At 71.5% G+C, this 15,106-nt stretch carries 13 protein-coding genes and 1 tRNA gene; 6 read left to right on the forward strand and 8 right to left on the reverse strand.

Going from position 1 to position 15,106, the window contains the following annotated elements; genetic code table 11:
- Positions 1 to 186 precede the first annotated feature (186 nt).
- The 3 genes from ACZ9QC_RS29775 to ACZ9QC_RS29785 all read left to right on the forward strand — a co-directional run bounded on the left by ACZ9QC_RS29775 (position 187) and on the right by ACZ9QC_RS29785 (position 4,923).
- Positions 187 to 2,331 (forward strand): transglycosylase domain-containing protein, encoded by a 2,145-nt coding sequence (locus ACZ9QC_RS29775; protein WP_472921849.1) that lies wholly within the window; start codon positions 187 to 189, stop codon positions 2,329 to 2,331.
- Positions 2,332 to 2,378: 47 nt separating this feature from the next.
- The gene (locus ACZ9QC_RS29780; RefSeq protein ID WP_472915926.1) at positions 2,379 to 3,665 is read left to right on the forward strand and encodes a polysaccharide deacetylase family protein; all 1,287 of its coding nucleotides are present in this window, start codon (positions 2,379 to 2,381) and stop codon (positions 3,663 to 3,665) included.
- A gap of 115 nt (positions 3,666 to 3,780) precedes the next feature.
- Positions 3,781 to 4,923, forward strand: coding sequence for an amidase domain-containing protein (locus tag ACZ9QC_RS29785; protein ID WP_472915927.1), 1,143 nt, complete (start codon positions 3,781 to 3,783; stop codon positions 4,921 to 4,923).
- Between the two features lie 19 nt (positions 4,924 to 4,942).
- Here ACZ9QC_RS29785 and ACZ9QC_RS29790 read toward each other — a convergent pair whose 3' ends face one another.
- The 3 genes from ACZ9QC_RS29790 to ACZ9QC_RS29800 all read right to left on the reverse strand — a co-directional run bounded on the left by ACZ9QC_RS29790 (position 4,943) and on the right by ACZ9QC_RS29800 (position 8,474).
- On the reverse strand, positions 4,943 to 5,596 hold the full coding sequence (locus ACZ9QC_RS29790) for a DUF4383 domain-containing protein (RefSeq protein WP_472915928.1): 654 nt from the start codon (positions 5,594 to 5,596) through the stop codon (positions 4,943 to 4,945).
- Positions 5,597 to 5,708: 112 nt separating this feature from the next.
- Positions 5,709 to 7,085, reverse strand: a complete 1,377-nt coding sequence (locus ACZ9QC_RS29795; RefSeq protein ID WP_472915929.1) for a hypothetical protein — start codon at positions 7,083 to 7,085, stop codon at positions 5,709 to 5,711.
- A 567-nt stretch (positions 7,086 to 7,652) separates the two neighbouring features.
- The gene (locus tag ACZ9QC_RS29800; protein WP_472915930.1) at positions 7,653 to 8,474 is read right to left on the reverse strand and encodes a DUF4097 family beta strand repeat-containing protein; all 822 of its coding nucleotides are present in this window, start codon (positions 8,472 to 8,474) and stop codon (positions 7,653 to 7,655) included.
- A gap of 169 nt (positions 8,475 to 8,643) precedes the next feature.
- Between ACZ9QC_RS29800 and ACZ9QC_RS29805 the strand changes: the two genes are divergently transcribed.
- Positions 8,644 to 8,715, forward strand: a tRNA-Val gene (locus ACZ9QC_RS29805).
- Positions 8,716 to 8,776: 61 nt separating this feature from the next.
- Here ACZ9QC_RS29805 and ACZ9QC_RS29810 read toward each other — a convergent pair.
- Positions 8,777 to 9,103 (reverse strand): hypothetical protein, encoded by a 327-nt coding sequence (locus tag ACZ9QC_RS29810; RefSeq protein ID WP_230211983.1) that lies wholly within the window; start codon positions 9,101 to 9,103, stop codon positions 8,777 to 8,779.
- 121 nt (positions 9,104 to 9,224) lie between these two features.
- Between ACZ9QC_RS29810 and ACZ9QC_RS29815 the strand changes: the two genes are divergently transcribed.
- Entirely contained in the window at positions 9,225 to 10,151 is a 927-nt protein-coding gene (locus tag ACZ9QC_RS29815) for a LysR family transcriptional regulator (protein WP_316728824.1), read from the forward strand.
- 43 nt (positions 10,152 to 10,194) lie between these two features.
- Here ACZ9QC_RS29815 and ACZ9QC_RS29820 read toward each other — a convergent pair whose 3' ends face one another.
- Complete coding sequence (locus ACZ9QC_RS29820) at positions 10,195 to 11,139, reverse strand: ketopantoate reductase family protein (RefSeq protein ID WP_472915931.1); 945 nt, start codon at positions 11,137 to 11,139, stop codon at positions 10,195 to 10,197.
- A gap of 186 nt (positions 11,140 to 11,325) precedes the next feature.
- Here ACZ9QC_RS29820 and ACZ9QC_RS29825 point away from each other — a divergent pair, with 186 nt between their 5' ends.
- The gene (locus ACZ9QC_RS29825) at positions 11,326 to 11,553 is read left to right on the forward strand and encodes a DUF2277 domain-containing protein (RefSeq protein ID WP_230211985.1); all 228 of its coding nucleotides are present in this window, start codon (positions 11,326 to 11,328) and stop codon (positions 11,551 to 11,553) included.
- Positions 11,554 to 11,717: 164 nt separating this feature from the next.
- Here ACZ9QC_RS29825 and ACZ9QC_RS29830 read toward each other — a convergent pair whose 3' ends face one another.
- The 3 genes from ACZ9QC_RS29830 to ACZ9QC_RS29840 form a co-directional block, all read right to left on the reverse strand.
- Positions 11,718 to 12,332: a DedA family protein gene (locus tag ACZ9QC_RS29830; RefSeq protein ID WP_472915932.1), complete on the reverse strand. Its 615-nt coding sequence runs from the start codon at positions 12,330 to 12,332 to the stop codon at positions 11,718 to 11,720.
- A gap of 182 nt (positions 12,333 to 12,514) precedes the next feature.
- The gene (locus ACZ9QC_RS29835; RefSeq protein WP_472915933.1) at positions 12,515 to 12,970 is read right to left on the reverse strand and encodes a DoxX family protein; all 456 of its coding nucleotides are present in this window, start codon (positions 12,968 to 12,970) and stop codon (positions 12,515 to 12,517) included.
- Between the two features lie 86 nt (positions 12,971 to 13,056).
- Positions 13,057 to 15,096, reverse strand: coding sequence for an FAD/NAD(P)-binding protein (locus ACZ9QC_RS29840; protein ID WP_472915934.1), 2,040 nt, complete (start codon positions 15,094 to 15,096; stop codon positions 13,057 to 13,059).
- Between the last annotated feature and the right edge of the window lie 10 nt (positions 15,097 to 15,106).

Genomic DNA, 15,106 nt, shown 5'->3' on the forward strand with positions numbered 1-15,106 from the left:
TCCTTGGTCGATCGGGAGAGACGTGCCCCGGTCGGATAGTCGCCGTGCGCGGGCGGAAGGTTGCCGCGCACCGCCGAATAGTTCTTGGGCACCGCTCGGGCCGTCCGCGTACGGGAGCCCGCCGTGGCTAGCCGGGGGAAGGGGAAGGGGCAGCAGGAGGGGGTGCCGGAGGAGTCCGACCTCACCATGCAGCTGAAGCTCCCGCCGGCCCCGGCGGACGAGACCATGCAGCTGCGGGTGCTGGAGCCGGGCACGTTCGACCTCCCGCAGGAGCCGCAGGAGCCGCAGGAGCCGTCGGCGTCGGGCAGGCGCGGCAGACGCAAGGCGCCCAGGCCGTCGTTTCTGGCCAGATTCACCGCCGTCGCCGGCGCGCGACTGGCCCCGTTCGCCCCCTTCGCCCGCCGGATGCGCCCGCAGTACCCCCGTCCGGGCCGTGCGGACTGGCGCCGCTGGGTGCCGTCCTGGCGGCAGTCGCTGGGGGCCGTGGGACTGGCCGTGGGCGCCAGCGGCATGTTCCTGTCCGTCGCCTACGCCGCCACGGACATACCGGAGGACCTCAACACCTTCGCCACGCAGCAGGACAACGTGTACTTCTGGTCCGACGGCACCCCCATGGCCCGTACCGGCTGGGTGCGACGCCAGGCGATGCCCCTGAAGGACGTCCCCCAGGACGTGCGCTGGGCGGTCCTCGCGGCGGAGAACGCGAGCTTCTACTCCGACCCCGGCATCTCCGTGAGCGGTATCACCCGCGCCCTGGTGCGCACCGTCGGCGAGGGCGACACCCAGGGCGGCTCGACCATCACCCAGCAGTACGTCAAGAACGTCTATCTGACCCAGGACCGCTCGCTCGGCCGCAAGTTCGACGAGGCGCTGCTCGCCCTCAAGCTCGACAACCAGATGAGCAAGGACGAGATCCTGGAGGGCTACCTCAACACCAGCTGGTTCGGCCGCGGCACCTACGGCATCCAGCGCGCCTCCCAGGCGTACTACGGCAAGGACGTCAGCGAGCTGAACGTCAGCGAGGCCGCGGTCCTCGCCTCCCTCCTCAAGGGCGCGGGCCTCTACGACCCCACCCTGAGCAAGGCCAACCGGGAGCGGGCGGTCGATCGCTGGGAGTGGATCCTGGACCGGATGGTGGAGATCGGCAAGCTGTCGAAGGCAGAGCGCGCCAAGTACACGAAGTTCCCCGAGCCGATCGAACAGACGAGCCAGTACGACACCGGTAAGCAGAGCGACTACCTGGTGCAGCTGGCCTCCCAGTACGCGAAGAAGGCGGCGAACCTCACCGATCAGGAGTTCGACCGGGGTGGCTACCAGATCTACACGACCTTCGACAAGGACCGGCAGAACGAGCTGACCGACGCCGTCACCAAGGCCCGTAAGGAGGTCCGCGAGGACAACCCGAAGAAGGCGCGCACCGCGCACTTCGGCGCCTCCTCGGTCGCCGCCGACGGCCGGATCCTCGCCGTCTACGGCGGCCCCGACCACCGCAGACAGGGCTTCAACGAGTCGAACGCGACCACCGTCCCGGCCGGCTCGGCCTTCCTTCCCTTCGTCTACGCGGCGGGGCTGGAACACGGTGTCGTCAAGGAACGCGGCGGCGGGGCTACACCTGTCACCCCGCAGACGATCTACGACGGCAACGACGCCGTGCCGGTGACCACCCCCGAGGGGCCCTACTGGGACCGGGACGGCGACCAGGTCTCCGCCCGCAACGACGGCAAGAAGTCCTGGGGCCCGATCACCCTGCACGACGCGCTCGCCCGGTCGGTGAACACCCCGTTCATGCAGCTCGGCATGGACACCGGTCTGGCCAAGGTGCGCGGCACCGCCGAGGCGGCCGGACTGCTCTCCTCCAGCTTCGGCGCGCAGGTGCCGGCGCTGTCCGTGGGCAGCGCCACGCCCAGCGCGATCCGTATGGCCAGCGGCTACAGCACCTTCGCCGCGCTGGGCAAGCACACCGAGCCGTACTCCGTGCGGAAGGTGACCCACAACGGGTCCAAGGTCGCCCTGGACACCCCGAAGCCGAAGCGGGCGGTGAGCGGCAAGGTGGCCGCCGAGGTCACCTCGGCGCTCACCGACGCCTACCGCACCGCCCACCCCACCTCGCCCGGTGCCGCCTCCTTCGAGGTGGCCGCCAAGGGCGGAACCACCCAGGACGACAAGGCCGCCTGGTACGTCGGAACGGCCGACGCGGTGTCGACCGCCGTGGTCGTCTACCGCATCGACCTGGCCAAGAGCCTGGAGCCGCTGCCGCTCGACGGGATCGCCGGAACGCCCAACGCCGGGGTCCCCTACGACATCTGGTCCAGTGCGATGAGGATCGGCTGACCACCGATGAGCACCCGCACCCGCCACCCTCGCAGAATGAGCCGTACATGAAGTCTGGCAGCAAGCCGCACAAGGGCCGCCGTCGCAAGGCGCGCCCGCAGCGCCGCACCACCCGTCCGCAGTTCCTGACGGTGGCGGCGCTCCTCGTGGTGGCCTCCCTGGTCGGCGGCTACCTGGTGCTGAACCGGTCGGCCGACACCGCGCCGACCGCTTCGTCGGCCGGCGGCGGCAGCGACAAGGGGACCACCAGGAAGGAACCCGTCTGGGACGGCAAGATCAAGGTCATCGGTGACGGCTCCACCTCCTACACCGGCCCGCAGAAGGGCCGGTTGAAGGCCGTGCCGCTCAAGAAGGGCGAGAAGCCGCCGCAGTTCGTCGTCTTCTCCTGGGACGGCGCGCTGGCGGGCGACGACAACCTCTTCGAGCACTACCGCGAGATGGCGAAGAAGTACGACGCCCACATGACGTTCTTCCTCACCGGCATCTATCTGCTGCCCAAGGAGAAGCGGGACCTCTACGACCCGCCGCGGCACGACAAGGGCGCCGCCGCGATCAGCTACCCCACCGACGAGCACATCCGCACCACCCTGGCGGAGCTCGGCAAGGCGTGGAAGGAGGGCAACGAGATAGGCACCCACTTCAACGGCCACTTCTGCGGGAAGAAGGGCGGCGGCGACTGGAGCGTCGCGGAGTGGAAGCAGGAGATCAAGGAGTTCAACTCCTTCCTCGCCAACTGGAAGACCAACACCGGCGCCACCGACCTCGGCCCGCTGCCCTTCACCGTCGACGCCGTCAAGGGCGGCCGCGCGCCCTGCCTGGAGGGCCAGGACAACCTCCTGAAGGCCATCAAGGACTTCGGCTACCGCTACGACGCCAGCTCCCCGGGCGCCTTCCAGGTGTGGCCCAGCAAGAAGAACGGCGTCTGGGACTTCCCGCTGCAGATGCTCCCGTTCAACGACGAGTACCAGGCCCTGTCGATGGACTTCAACTTCCTCTACAACCAGTCCGAGGGTCAGACCGACGGTGATCCGGCCATGTACCCGACCTGGCAGCAGGAGACCATCGACACCTACATGGCCGGCTTCAACCGCGTGTACTACGGCAGCCGGGCGCCCCTGCTCATCGGCAACCACTTCGAGCAGTGGAACGGCGGCATCTACATGAACGCCGTGGACGAGGTCATCAAGACCGTGTGCGTGAAGAAGGACGTGAAGTGCGTGTCCTTCGACGAACTCGCCGACTGGATGGACGTCCAGTCGCCGGAGACCCTGGCGAACCTGCGCGGACTCGACCCGGCCCAGGCACCGGCCGACTGGGCATCGGTCGTGAAATAGCCCCACAGATACCCATGTTGCTCACTTGTTACACCCCCCGGCCTCACTTTGCTTGAGGAGGTCATGTAAAGATTCGAGCCCGGGTACGACCAACTCGGGGTCAAGGAGATTCCCAGTGAGATCAAGGACGTTGAGCCTCGCAGGCTCGACCCTCGCGGCGGCCGTCGTGGCCTCCGCGCTGCTGCCCGTCGCCGCGGCCAACGCCGCCGCGTCGACACCCAAGGTCACGAAGGCGACCAAGGACGCCTTCGGTCGCGTCGCGGACAACGTGCTCACCGACCGTACGGCCGTGCTGCTCGGCAGCAAGGCCGCGCGCAAGTCGCTGAAGCCGACCGGCGGCGTGCAGCTGTCCACCGGCCAGAAGAAGGCCGAGGACGGCAAGCTGTCCGCCCTGAAGGACACCAAGTCCCGCCTGGCGTCCCTGGGCGAGGCCTACACCTCGGCCGACACGAAGGTCACCGTCGACAGCGCCAAGGTCAAGGGCAAGAAGGCCACGGTCAAGGTCACCGAGACCACGACCCTGAAGTACAAGAAGATACGTGGCGACGAGCCCGCCTCCACGGGCTTCGACGCGCACCACGTGCTCACCTTCACCGCGCAGGCGAACGGCACCTGGCAGCTCACCGCGATGCGCTCCACGGACGGTGGCGCCCCGCGGATCAACGAGCCCGCCGCCGCGACCGCGGACACCAAGCTCAGCCGTACGCCGATGGCCATCATCCAGGCGCCCAAGGCGGCCACGACGCGCAACCCCGCCCCCAAGCCGAAGACGCTCACGGGCGGCGCCTACGACTACCGGGCGATGGCGACGTACACCGAGACGTACTGGAAGAACTACAACCCGGCGTACCGCAAGTACAACGCGGCCGGCGGCGACTGCACCAACTACCTCAGCCAGGGCCTCCTGGCGGGTGGCTGGAAGCAGATCTCCACGGTCACGCCGGAGGAGTACGACACCTGGTACTACGCCTCCAACGGCACCGCGGACGCCTGGATCGGCGTGAACGAGTGGTCCTGGTTCACCCAGACCGCCAAGCGGACCACCCCGCTCGCCAACGTCTACCAGATGGACATCGGCGACGTGCTCCAGGTCGACTTCAACAAGGACGGGTCCAAGGACCACTCCATGATGACGACCTACCGCAGCGCCAGCGGCGTCCCGTACCTGACGTACCACGACGCGGACACCTACCGCCGTTCGGTCGCGAGCATCATCGCCTCGTACCCGACCGCGAACTACTACGCGTACCGCACCTGAGCCCGGCCCTCACGGTGCCTCAGCCGGCGCCCTTCCCGTCCGTGTCCGAGTCCGATCCGGTCTCCGCCGCGGCATCGGGGAGGGCGTCGGCCCGTTCCAGCTTCGCCATCCCCACCCCCGCCTTGAGCCGCGTCTCACGCTCCGCCTCCTCCGGGTGCCGGGCCCGCCAGTACGGGTTGTCGTGCGGCAGCGCCGTGCCGACCCTGCCGTACATCCCGAACGTCATCAGCAGAATCCCGACGACAAAGCTGAACAGGACGTTCTGGATGCGGAACGCCAGGAAGTTGGAGTCGGTGTCCAGCAGGGCCATGTTCGCGAAGCCGCTCAGGATGAACAGGACACCCAGGGTCATGTTCAGCGTGGAGGCGAAGTTGCCGCCGATCACCATGCCGACGAGCAGCAGCAGACCCACGGCGATCGACAGGACGCTCAGCGTGCCGTTGGTGCTCAGCCCCGCGACCTCGTCGCCGCCCGTGTCGAACCAGCCCACCTTGTCGATGAGCCCGAAGATGCCGAAGACGAGCAGGAACAGGCCCATCAGGCCCGCCCCGATCCGGTAGACCCTGCTGAGGCGGTGGTCGACGGGCAGGTGCTCGTCGATCCTGATCCGCCGCCGGGGACCCGCGTGCCGACCCTTGCCCGGACGCAGTGTGTGCGTGGCGTGCGTGGCCATGTCCGCCTCCCATCGGGTGTGAGCGGAGGCCTGCGTACCCCTTCAGCATCCGCCGGGCGGCTCCGCCGGGCAACCCAGTCCCCCGGTCACGGGCCCGGCAGGGGCGGGCGTCTCAGGTCGCGCCCGCGCCGCGCTCCTTGCGGATCTGGTCCACGACCCGCGCCACCGCCTGCCGCACGGCCTCGGTCTCCGTCAGGAAGTGCCAGTAGTCCGGGTGCCGTCCCTCCAGCGTGGCGATCGCCCGGTCCAGCCGTGCCACGGAGTCGTCCAGCGGGCGCGCGTGCCGCGGATCGGGCGTCGACCGCCCGGCCATGGCCAGCCGCTGCGCGTCCCGGATCGCGAACCGGGTCCGGTCGATCTCCTGCTGGGAGTCCTTCTGCACGGCGTTCAGCCGCCGCAACCGGTCCCCGGCGGCCGAGACCGCCTCGTCGGTGTGGTTCAGCAGCGCCCGCACGGTCGACAGCAGCGAGGTCGCGTCCGGCCAGCGCTGGGCGTCCCGCGCGGCCCGCGCCTCGCGCAGCTTCAGCTGGGCCTGCTCCACGTCCCGCGCGGCCTGGTCCGGCACCTGCTGGAGGTCCTGCCAGCAGGCCGCCACGAACCGCCGCCGCAGCTCGCTCAGCACCTGCGGCACCTGCTCGGCCCGGGTGCCCAGCGCCTCCGCACGGGTACGCAGCGACACGAGCCGGTGGTCGATCTCGGCGGCCCTCTCCGGCAGCCGCTCGGCCTCCGTGCGCACCGCCTCCGCCTCGCGCACGACCCGGTCGGCCCGCTCCAGCGTCTCCCGGACGCCGTGCTGCCCGGCTCCCTGGTTGAGCTTGGTCAGCTCGGGTGCGAGCGCCGCGAGGCGGGCGGCGAGATCGTCGGCCTTCAGCCCCGAACCCCGTGCGGTGTCCAACGCGTTGGAGGCGGCGAGCAGGCCCTGCCGGGCGCGCTCCACCGCCGGGGCCAGCCGGGCCAGCTGGGTCTCCGCCTTGCCGAGCAGCGGCCCGAGCCCCTGGGCGAACCGGTCCAGCTCCTGCTTGACCCGGTCCAGCTCGGTCCTCGCGGCCGTCAGCTCGGTGCGGGCTCGGGAGGCCGCGGACGCCTCCAGGTCGTCGCGGTCCAGGTCATGGGCGTCGACGGCGTTGATGTACTGGTGGCTGACCTCGTCGATCCGCCGCCCCAGCGCCTCGAAGCCCTCGGCCGCGCTGCGGGCGCCCGGGGAGTCGTCCACCGCCGTGATCGTCTCTATGGAGATCCGCAGATCCCGCTGCGCGGTGTCCAGCTCGTAGAACGCGGCCGCCGCCGCGTCCTTCGCCGCCTGCGCCTCCGCCCGCTGCCCCTCGGCCCGCCCCCCGAACCACCGCCGCGTCCCGCCCCCGGCGAACGCCGCGGGCAGTACGACGAGGGCGACGAGGGGAAGGGCGAGCAGTACGGCACCGTCGCGGACGGCCGACCGTCGCCGGCCTCTCGGGGGCCGGGAGGAGGGGCCCTCGGCCCGTGGGGACACGGGGCGACCGGGCACGGCCGACCGATCGAGCGGCGACGCAGGCGCTTGCGCCCCGGTCGGCCGAGGCGCCCGCCGAGAGCGCGCCGATCCGGCCGTGACCGCCGTCGGCGCCGGGATGCCGTCGGAGGGCCGTCGCACGGAGCCGGCGGAGGGGGGTGGCGGGGGAGTGGGCGTCGTTCGCGGCGCGGGCTTCTCCGACGGTCGGCGCGTGGGGCCCTGGGGCTGCCGGGCGGCGCCGCTGCTCGCCCGGCGCGACGCGGGGCCGCTCGTCGGATGCGACGTGGCGGGGGCCGCCGGCCGCGGCGGGGGCCCGTCGTCGCCGGAGCGTGTCCGGGCGGCCGCTGGTGGGGGTGCGAGGGGGGTGGCCGCATCGGGGACCGGGTCGGTGGCCGGTCGTGGTGCACCGCTTGGGGATTGTCGTGCGCTCGGCACAAACGGTGTGTACGGCTCTGCTGGTGTCGCCGTCACTTCCCTCTCCCGTGCTGTCATCCACCCTGACCGGTGCCATTCTCCCACCGGTCAAGGACGAAAACACGGGCCGAGCGGTTCGAGGTTGACGGCCGCCCGTCAATCGGCGGTGCGGACCGTCACCGAACCGTCCTGGGTGTGGGCGGTCACCACATGGGAACTGTCCTCGTCACGGGGCACCGAGACGTCCACGGAACCGTCATCGCTCCCGGTCTCGATCCGGTACGACGTGTCCCGCGGCAGCCCGATGCTGATCGAACCGTCGTCGCTGCGGGACTCCACCAGGTCCGGTACGACCCCGAGTTCGAGCTTGACCGAACCGTCCTGTGTGCTCACCCTGACGCTCCGCGACGCGACCCCGAGCGCATGCACGGAGGCGTCGTCGGTGTGCAGCTCCAGGGGCCCGGTGGTGTCGCCGACCCGCACGGCACCGTCGGCCGACCGGACCTCCAGCGGCTCCGCGAACCCCTTCGCGGTCACACTCCCGTCGTCGCTGCGCACGGCGACCGCGATCCCGCGCGGAACCTCGATCCGGTGCCTGGCCGCACAGTCGGCGACCAGGCCGTCGCACTTCAGCCGCAGCTCCAGCCGGTCGTCCTCCATCTCCCAGGTCACCCGGGGCTTCCCGCCGACCATGACCCGCCCCTCGAACCACCGGGTCACCTCCACCTCGTCCACGTCCGCCGCGACCAGTTCGAGCGCGGAGTCGTCCGAGTCGACCGTGAGCGTCCGGCCCGCCAGGGCGAAGCTCCGGTGCTCCGGGTCCCGGTCCTCCCCGGCGTCCGCCCCGCACCCGGCGACGGACGCCATGAGCACGACGGCGAGACCGGCGACCGCCCCCACTCCCGCACGGGACCGGCGAGCCGTACGAGCCGTACGAGCCGTACGAGCCGGGCGTGCGGTGCGTGCGATGCGTGTCATGACGATCTCCCCTGGGCTGGTCCTCGGCTGTCCTTCGACCGTACGGAGCAAGGGAGTTCGAGGGGATCCGGGTCACTCCCGGATGAGGGGTGGGGCTAGCCCCCGGGACGGCCCCGATATGGGTTTGCTGGGCACGCCCTCGGGCAATGTAGGCTGTCGACTCGTACTCGGGCGTGTAGCTCAGGGGTAGAGCGCCTGCCTTACAAGCAGGATGTCGGCGGTTCGAAACCGTCCATGCCCACCGGGACGAGGACCCCGGCCGTTCACGGCCGGGGTCCTCGTGTTTCCGGGGCCCGGGTGCCTCAGGAGTCCCGTGCGTGCTTGAGGTGGGTGCGGGCCTCGACCCTCTCCTCCGCGGCGACCTCCGACCAGAAGCGGTGGCAGCTGACGAAGACCGCCAGTTCCCGCTCGCGCTCGCGGAGCTTCTCGACCTCGGCCTGCTCGTCGGGCGTCCAGCCCGGGGAGGCGGGGCGTTCGACCTTGCGCCAGCCGTTGTCGTCGCTGAAACCGTCCAGGGGCTCGACCGACCAGGGCAGCCGCTTCAGCAGTGCCAGGAGCTCGGCCCGGACCTGATGCAGCTCCTCCTGACCGGCGAGAAGGTCGTCTGGGAAGTCATAGGTCTTAGCCACACGGCAATGGTACGCCTGTTCGAATTTGGGATGCGAGTTCCTTCTGCCATTTTGCGGAGGGAGAGATTCTGGAGAGACGGTGCCTCTACACCCAAGCTCGACCTTGGGTATCGTCCTCGTCATGACCCTCGATGATCTCCGTGTCTTCGTCGCCGTCTGCCGGGCCGGAAGCCTCAGCGCGGTGGCCCGGGAGCTCGGGTGCACCCAGTCGGCGGTCAGCCAGCACGTGCGGCGGCTGGAGCGGGAGGTCGGTGTCGGTCTCGTGGAGCGGCAGGCCCGAGGCGTCGTGCCCACCCGGGCCGGCCGGGTCCTCCAGGAGGCGGCGGCCGAGGGCATCACCGGGCTCGACCTGGCGCTGCGCAGGCTGGCCGAGATGGTGCGCGGTGACGGCGGCGTCGTACGGATCGCCACCGGTGGCACGACCGTGCGGCACTTCATGACGCAGGGCATCGTCGACTTCCGGCGCTCGTACCCGGACGTGGGCCTGGAGTTCCAGACCGTGCGGTCGAGCGCCGGGTGCTGTGACGCGCTGGCCGACCCGTCCCGGGACCTCGACCTCTCCTGGCTGACCCTGGGGCCCGCCGTCCGGGGCATCGAGCAGCGGGCCGTGGCGGAGCTGCCCTGGGTGCTCGCCGTGCGCGCCGACGACGAACTCGCCGGGCGGGAGCGGGTGGAGGGCCGCGAGCTGGACGGGATGCGGCTGATCGGGCTGCCGGAGAACTCCACCTCCTACGCCCATCTCGGCGCCGCCTACCGGGAGTTGGGTATCTCCGTCAGCTCCTCCGGGGCCGGGGTCGCCGACTGGGACACCGCCATCCTGCTCGCCGAGCTCGGTGTCGGCCACGCCGTGGTCCCCGCGCTCCCGGGCTGGACGGGCCCCGGCCACCCCGGGCTCCGCTTCGTCCCGGTCCCCGACCTGCCCCCGCTCACCGTCGGGTGGGCCGTACGGCGCTGGGACGCCCTGTCACCACCGGCCCGCGCCTTCGCCGACACGGTGGCGCGGCACGCGGTGCGGGTGGGGGGTGGGGTGCGGGCGGTCGAGGGGTGAGGCGGGGATCCGGCCGGGTTCCGGCTGGCTGGGCTCCGTCCGCTCAGTGGTTCGTCGGTCGGGATTTCTCGGCCGTGCGCCGCTCCTCCGTCGCCCGTAGCTCCGCCACCACCTCCGTCGCCACCGGCACCGGTACGCCGTGGCGTTCGGCCGTACGGAGCAACGCGCCGCCGATCGCGTCCAGTTCGAGGGGGCGGCCGGCCTCCGCGTCGCGCTGCATGGACGACCTGGTGGCGGGTGGGAAGGCGTCGTAGCGGTGGAGGGTCTCGGCCGGATCGACGGGGGCGCCGACCGCCGTGGCGACCGCGGCCGTCTCCCCGACCAGGGCGGTCAGCTCCTCGCGGTGGCCGCTGCGGATCTCGCCGAGGGGCAGGGCGTGACGGGTCGTCAGCAGGGCGAACGGGGCCAGGAAGGACATCTTCGCCCACAGCACGGCCGTCTCGTCCGGGAGGACACGGGTGCCCACGCCCGCCCATTCCAGGGCCCCGGCAAGGGAGTTGAGGCGGTCGCGCGGGACGCCGTCGCCGGTCAGGTCGACCTCCGCGAACGGGCTGCCGTGTTCGATGACGCCCGGGGCGACGCGGGTCGACTCGACGCGGATGGTGGCGGGTGCGACGGCCACGGTGTCGCCGTAGTGGGCGCGGAGGTGTGCCGGGTGCTCCACGCCGTTCAGGAAGGGTACGACCAGGGTCTCGGGGGTCAGGGAGGCGGCCGGGAGGCGGTCCAGGGAGGCCGCCAGGGTGGTGTGCTTGACCGTGATCAGGGCCGCGTCGACCTGTTCGTGGAGTTCGGGCGCGGTCTCGACGCGGGCGGTGAAGTCGCCGAAGCGGCCGCTCCTGACCTGGATGCCGTCCTTCTCCAGGGTCTCGGCGGTCCGTTCGCCGGCCAGGCAGATCACGCGGTGGCCGGCGCGGGCCAGCAGGGCGGCGAGCAGTCCGCCCACGCCGCCGGGGCCCAGTACCGCCACCGTGAGCCGTTCCTTCGTCATCGTCCCCTCGTTTCCGCCGGGTGGGTCGAGCCGGCTTCGGTGATGATCACAAGGGTGGTGGGTGCAGTCAATCCTCGGGGGAACTTGCTGATGCCCAAGGGGTTGCTTGGGTCATGGTGAAGGCGCCGGTGACCTGCTGTCTTCGCGGGGCTGGGGTTGGGCGGGGGCACGCGGGAGACTGGGGGCATGTGCCGCAGCATCAAGACGCTTCGACCGCCCGTCCTTCCCGAAGAGGCCACCGAGGACGACATCAGGGCCGCCGCTCTGCAGTACGTCCGGAAGGTCTCCGGGTTCCGCGCGCCCGCCGCGCACAATCGTGAGGTCTTCGACCGAGCGGTGGATGTGATCGCGGAGGCCACGGCTGAGTTGTTGGCCGGGTTGGAGGTGCGGGGAGCCGCGCGGCGGGCCGGGTAGTTTTTCGCCCCGCCGCCCCTACCCGTCCCGTGCTCGCAAGGGGCTGCGCCCCTTTGACCCCCAGGCGTTCGTTCGGTGGGGGCTGGTCGCGCAGTTCCCCGCGCCCCTGAAAGGCAGGGGCTACGCCCCCTGCTTTTCGCCCTTGAGTGGCCGCAGGCGGTTGCTCACGGGGCCGGACGGCCGGGGCGGCGCATGACGTATGCCGCTGCCGCGCCCGCGCCGAAGAGTGCGGCCAAGGACACCGCCGTCGCGAGCCAGGTGGGGCCGAGCCACTGGGCGCCGAAGTAGCCGAGGGCGACGCTGTAGGCGGCCCAGGCGATGCCCGCGAGGGCGGACCAGGGGAGGAAGTCGCGGGCGCGGTGGCGCGCGGCGCCGGCGCCGAGGGAGACGACCGAGCGGCCGGCGGGGGCGAAGCGGGCGACGACGACCAGGAGCCCGCCACCACGGACGAGCGCGGCGCCGAGACGTTCCTGCGCGGTGGTCAGACGGCGGGAGCGGGCGATGGCGCGGTCGAGGCGTGCGCTGCCCCGCCAGGCGAGCCGGTAGGCGACCAGGTCACCGAGCACGGACGCGGTCGCCGCCGAGAGCATCAGCACCAGGATGTCGGGGACCTCGCCGGCCATCGCGCCGGCCGCCGTCTCCGCCGCGGCCGCTGTGGCCACCGCGACGACCAGGACACCGCTCGGGAGGACCGGGAGGAACACGTCCAGCACGATGGACGCGCCCACCACGGCGTAGATCCATGGGCCGGCGGCCAGCCAACCCAGACTCTCAAGCACCGAGCCACTCTCCTGTTTTCCCCCGGCGTCACGGCGACCCGTGACAGCCGAACAGCGTACGCCCCGGGTATGACAGACGGCTCACAGGGGCTCATGTGTCCGTCATGCCGTGTTCATTCGGACCGTTGGGGAGCCCGGGGGAGGGGGAGAGGAGGAGAGCGGCGGCCGGCCGCCGGTGTGTGTCAGGCCGTCACGGTGGCCTTGTTCGTGGTGGTCCTGTCGGCGGACGCGGTCTGGCGCTTGGAGAAGAGCTGGTCCAGGCCGAGCGCTCCGGAGCCGGTGAAGATCAGCAGGAACAGGGCCCAGCAGAAGAAGGCCGAGAGCTCGCCGCCGTTCTCGAGCGGCCACAGGGCCTCGGGCTGGTGGACCTTGAAGTACGCGTAGGCCATGGAGCCCGAGGCGACGAACGCCGCGGCGCGGGTGCCGAGACCGAGAAGTACCAGGGTGCCGCCGACGAGCTGGATGACGGCCGCGTACCAGCCGGGCCAGGTGCCGGCGGCGACGGTGCCGCCCTGTCCGTCCGCGCCGCCCAGGACGCCGAAGAGGGTTTTGGCGCCGTGGCTGGCGAAGAGCAGGCCGACGACGATGCGGAAGAGACCGAGGGCGTATGGCTGGGCGCTGTTGAGGCGTCCGGTCATGGTGGGGGACTCCTTCGGTAGTGACCCGGTCCTGGTGGGACCAGTGGGGACGGTTATTACCGGTGAGTCATTAACGTTAGGCAGACCTAATCGATGCTTGCAAGTTCAACTTCTGGCCAGCTCTTTACCTGTGCTTGGGGGGTTCGCGGGAGTGTCGTCGCACGTAGAGCCGCTCGCGCCACGGCGTCCGCATCCGAAAGTGTGACCGAATCCACTCCTGGTCGGGCCCCCGCCGCCGTGACCCAGTGCACGCCCTCCGTCGGCACGCCGAACGCGAACCGCCCTGTGTGGACCCTATTTTGACGGTCTATCAGGTTATACGGGCGAGGTGTGACGTCCAGCCCTCCCGTCTCGTAGCCGTCCACCCGGTGCGGACGGCAGGCTCCTGTCGCCAGCAGGCCGGCGAGCAACTCGTCGGCGGTCCTGCGCAGGTCCGGCTCCGGGAGGCGCGCCTCGACGACCGTCGTGACGCGGACCGCGGACCCCGGCACGTCGGGCGAGTGCGCCCGCCAGGCGCCGTCCTCCGCGAGCACCTCCAGCCGTGGGCCCAGCACGGTCAGGACACCCGCCTCGATGAGCGCGGACATCTCCTCGATACGGCTGCGGGGCGGGCCGATCGACAGGAACGCGTTCAGGGGCGTGTACCAGCGGTCCAGGTGCTCCCGGCGCGACGCGCCCGCCAGTCCGCCGTGGTCCACGATCAGCCGCAGTTCGTTGCGCAGGTCCCGGAGCACGTCCAGCGCGGCCTTCATCGGGCCCTCGACGTTCCCGAGGGCGGCCTGTGCGGCGTCCTCCCGCAGATACTCCAGCAGCCAGCCCTGCCAGTCCGCCGGGCTGGTGAACTCCCGCCCCGCGTACGGCCGCGACACCCGCTCCCACGACCACCGGTCCGCCTCCGCGATCCCGAACTCGTCGAGTACGGCGGCCTCTTGCGGGGAGCGGTGGGGAGCGGCGAGGAATCGGTCACGGAAGGGGGCGGCTCCGCCGAAGAGGGCGCAGGAGGGCGCGGGGAACGGCCCGCACGCCGGACCGCCGCGCAAGGCCTCGTAGTAGACCGTTTCCACCTCCTTCGCGACCAGCGGCCATATCTCCGTCAGGAAGTCCGGTGCCTCGCCCGAGTCGGCCCGTTTGCGGAACGCCGCGATGACTTCCGGGGTCAGCACGAGCGGGGTGTGGCGGCCGTAGGGACCCTTCGCGTTGTCGCCGCGCGCCTGGTACGGGACGCCCCGCCGGGATCCGGCGTACAGACGCGGCTCCCGGCCGGACGGCTCGTACCGCAGGCCGTTCGTCGCCGGGTCGTATACGAAGCGCCCCCCTCGTCCGGTCGTCAACAGGGCCATGTGGTCGAAGAAGTTGAGGCCCAGACCGCGCAGGAGGACGGGTTCGCCGGGGGCGATCGAGGAGAGGTCGAGGTCGGCCGGGTTGGCGGGCGGGAAGTGGCGCAGGCCGTGGCGGGCGGCGTACTCGGCCCGGTCCCGTTCGGTCCGGTCGGGCCGGGTGGGGAGGTGGCCCTGGGTGAGGACCACGGCGGCGAGACCGGTGAGGACGAGGCCGGTGGCGAGCGTGAGCCGCTGGCCGCCGTCGGGGGCCTCGTCGAGGCGGACCGCACGGGTGCCGTGGACCTCGACCCGGATCCCGGACGGCGCGCCGCGCACCACCTCGGCGAAGACCCACTCCAGGTAGCGGCCGTACTGGGCCCGCGTCGGATAGTCGTCCGGCCCCAACCCCTCCGGCTCCGACCCCTCCACCTCCGACCCGTCCGGCTCCCCGGCCCCGTCCGGCTTCCCGGCTCCTCCGCTCGCCCACTCGTACAGGCTCGGGCCCCGGCGTATCGGGCCCGAGCAGTCCACGCTGTCGTCGGTGAAGAGCGTGACCTGGGACGCCACGGTGTTCATCAGCAGGTGGGGGGACTGGTCGGTGCGCCAGACCTGGCCGGGGCCCGGCGGGGCGGGGTCGACGACATGGACGGTCAGACGGGTGCCGGGGCGGAGCAGTTCGGGGGCGGAGGCGCAGAGGCGTTCCAGGACGCTGGTGCCGCGCGGGCCGGCCCCGACGAGGGCGATGCCGATGTCACTGATCCCTGGCCGTTCGGACAAAGGGGTAACTCCCGTGCGTGTGGGGCGCATCGTGGGGCGC

The sequence above is a fragment of the Streptomyces sp. HUAS MS02 genome, assembly GCF_055702265.1.

What these genes read in the sequence shown, in the direction of transcription:
- ACZ9QC_RS29825 (WP_230211985.1), top strand. Translation starts at nt 11,326, where the DNA reads ATGTGCCGCAGCATCAAGACGCTTCGACCGCCCGTCCTTCCCGAAGAG.
- ACZ9QC_RS29840 (WP_472915934.1), bottom strand. Translation starts at nt 15,096, where the DNA reads ATGCGCCCCACACGCACGGGAGTTACCCCTTTGTCCGAACGGCCAGGG.
- ACZ9QC_RS29815 (WP_316728824.1), top strand. Translation starts at nt 9,225, where the DNA reads ATGACCCTCGATGATCTCCGTGTCTTCGTCGCCGTCTGCCGGGCCGGA.
- ACZ9QC_RS29780 (WP_472915926.1), top strand. Translation starts at nt 2,379, where the DNA reads ATGAAGTCTGGCAGCAAGCCGCACAAGGGCCGCCGTCGCAAGGCGCGC.
- ACZ9QC_RS29790 (WP_472915928.1), bottom strand. Translation starts at nt 5,596, where the DNA reads ATGGCCACGCACGCCACGCACACACTGCGTCCGGGCAAGGGTCGGCAC.
- ACZ9QC_RS29820 (WP_472915931.1), bottom strand. Translation starts at nt 11,139, where the DNA reads ATGACGAAGGAACGGCTCACGGTGGCGGTACTGGGCCCCGGCGGCGTG.
- ACZ9QC_RS29835 (WP_472915933.1), bottom strand. Translation starts at nt 12,970, where the DNA reads ATGACCGGACGCCTCAACAGCGCCCAGCCATACGCCCTCGGTCTCTTC.
- ACZ9QC_RS29800 (WP_472915930.1), bottom strand. Translation starts at nt 8,474, where the DNA reads ATGACACGCATCGCACGCACCGCACGCCCGGCTCGTACGGCTCGTACG.
- ACZ9QC_RS29775 (WP_472921849.1), top strand. Translation starts at nt 187, where the DNA reads ATGCAGCTGAAGCTCCCGCCGGCCCCGGCGGACGAGACCATGCAGCTG.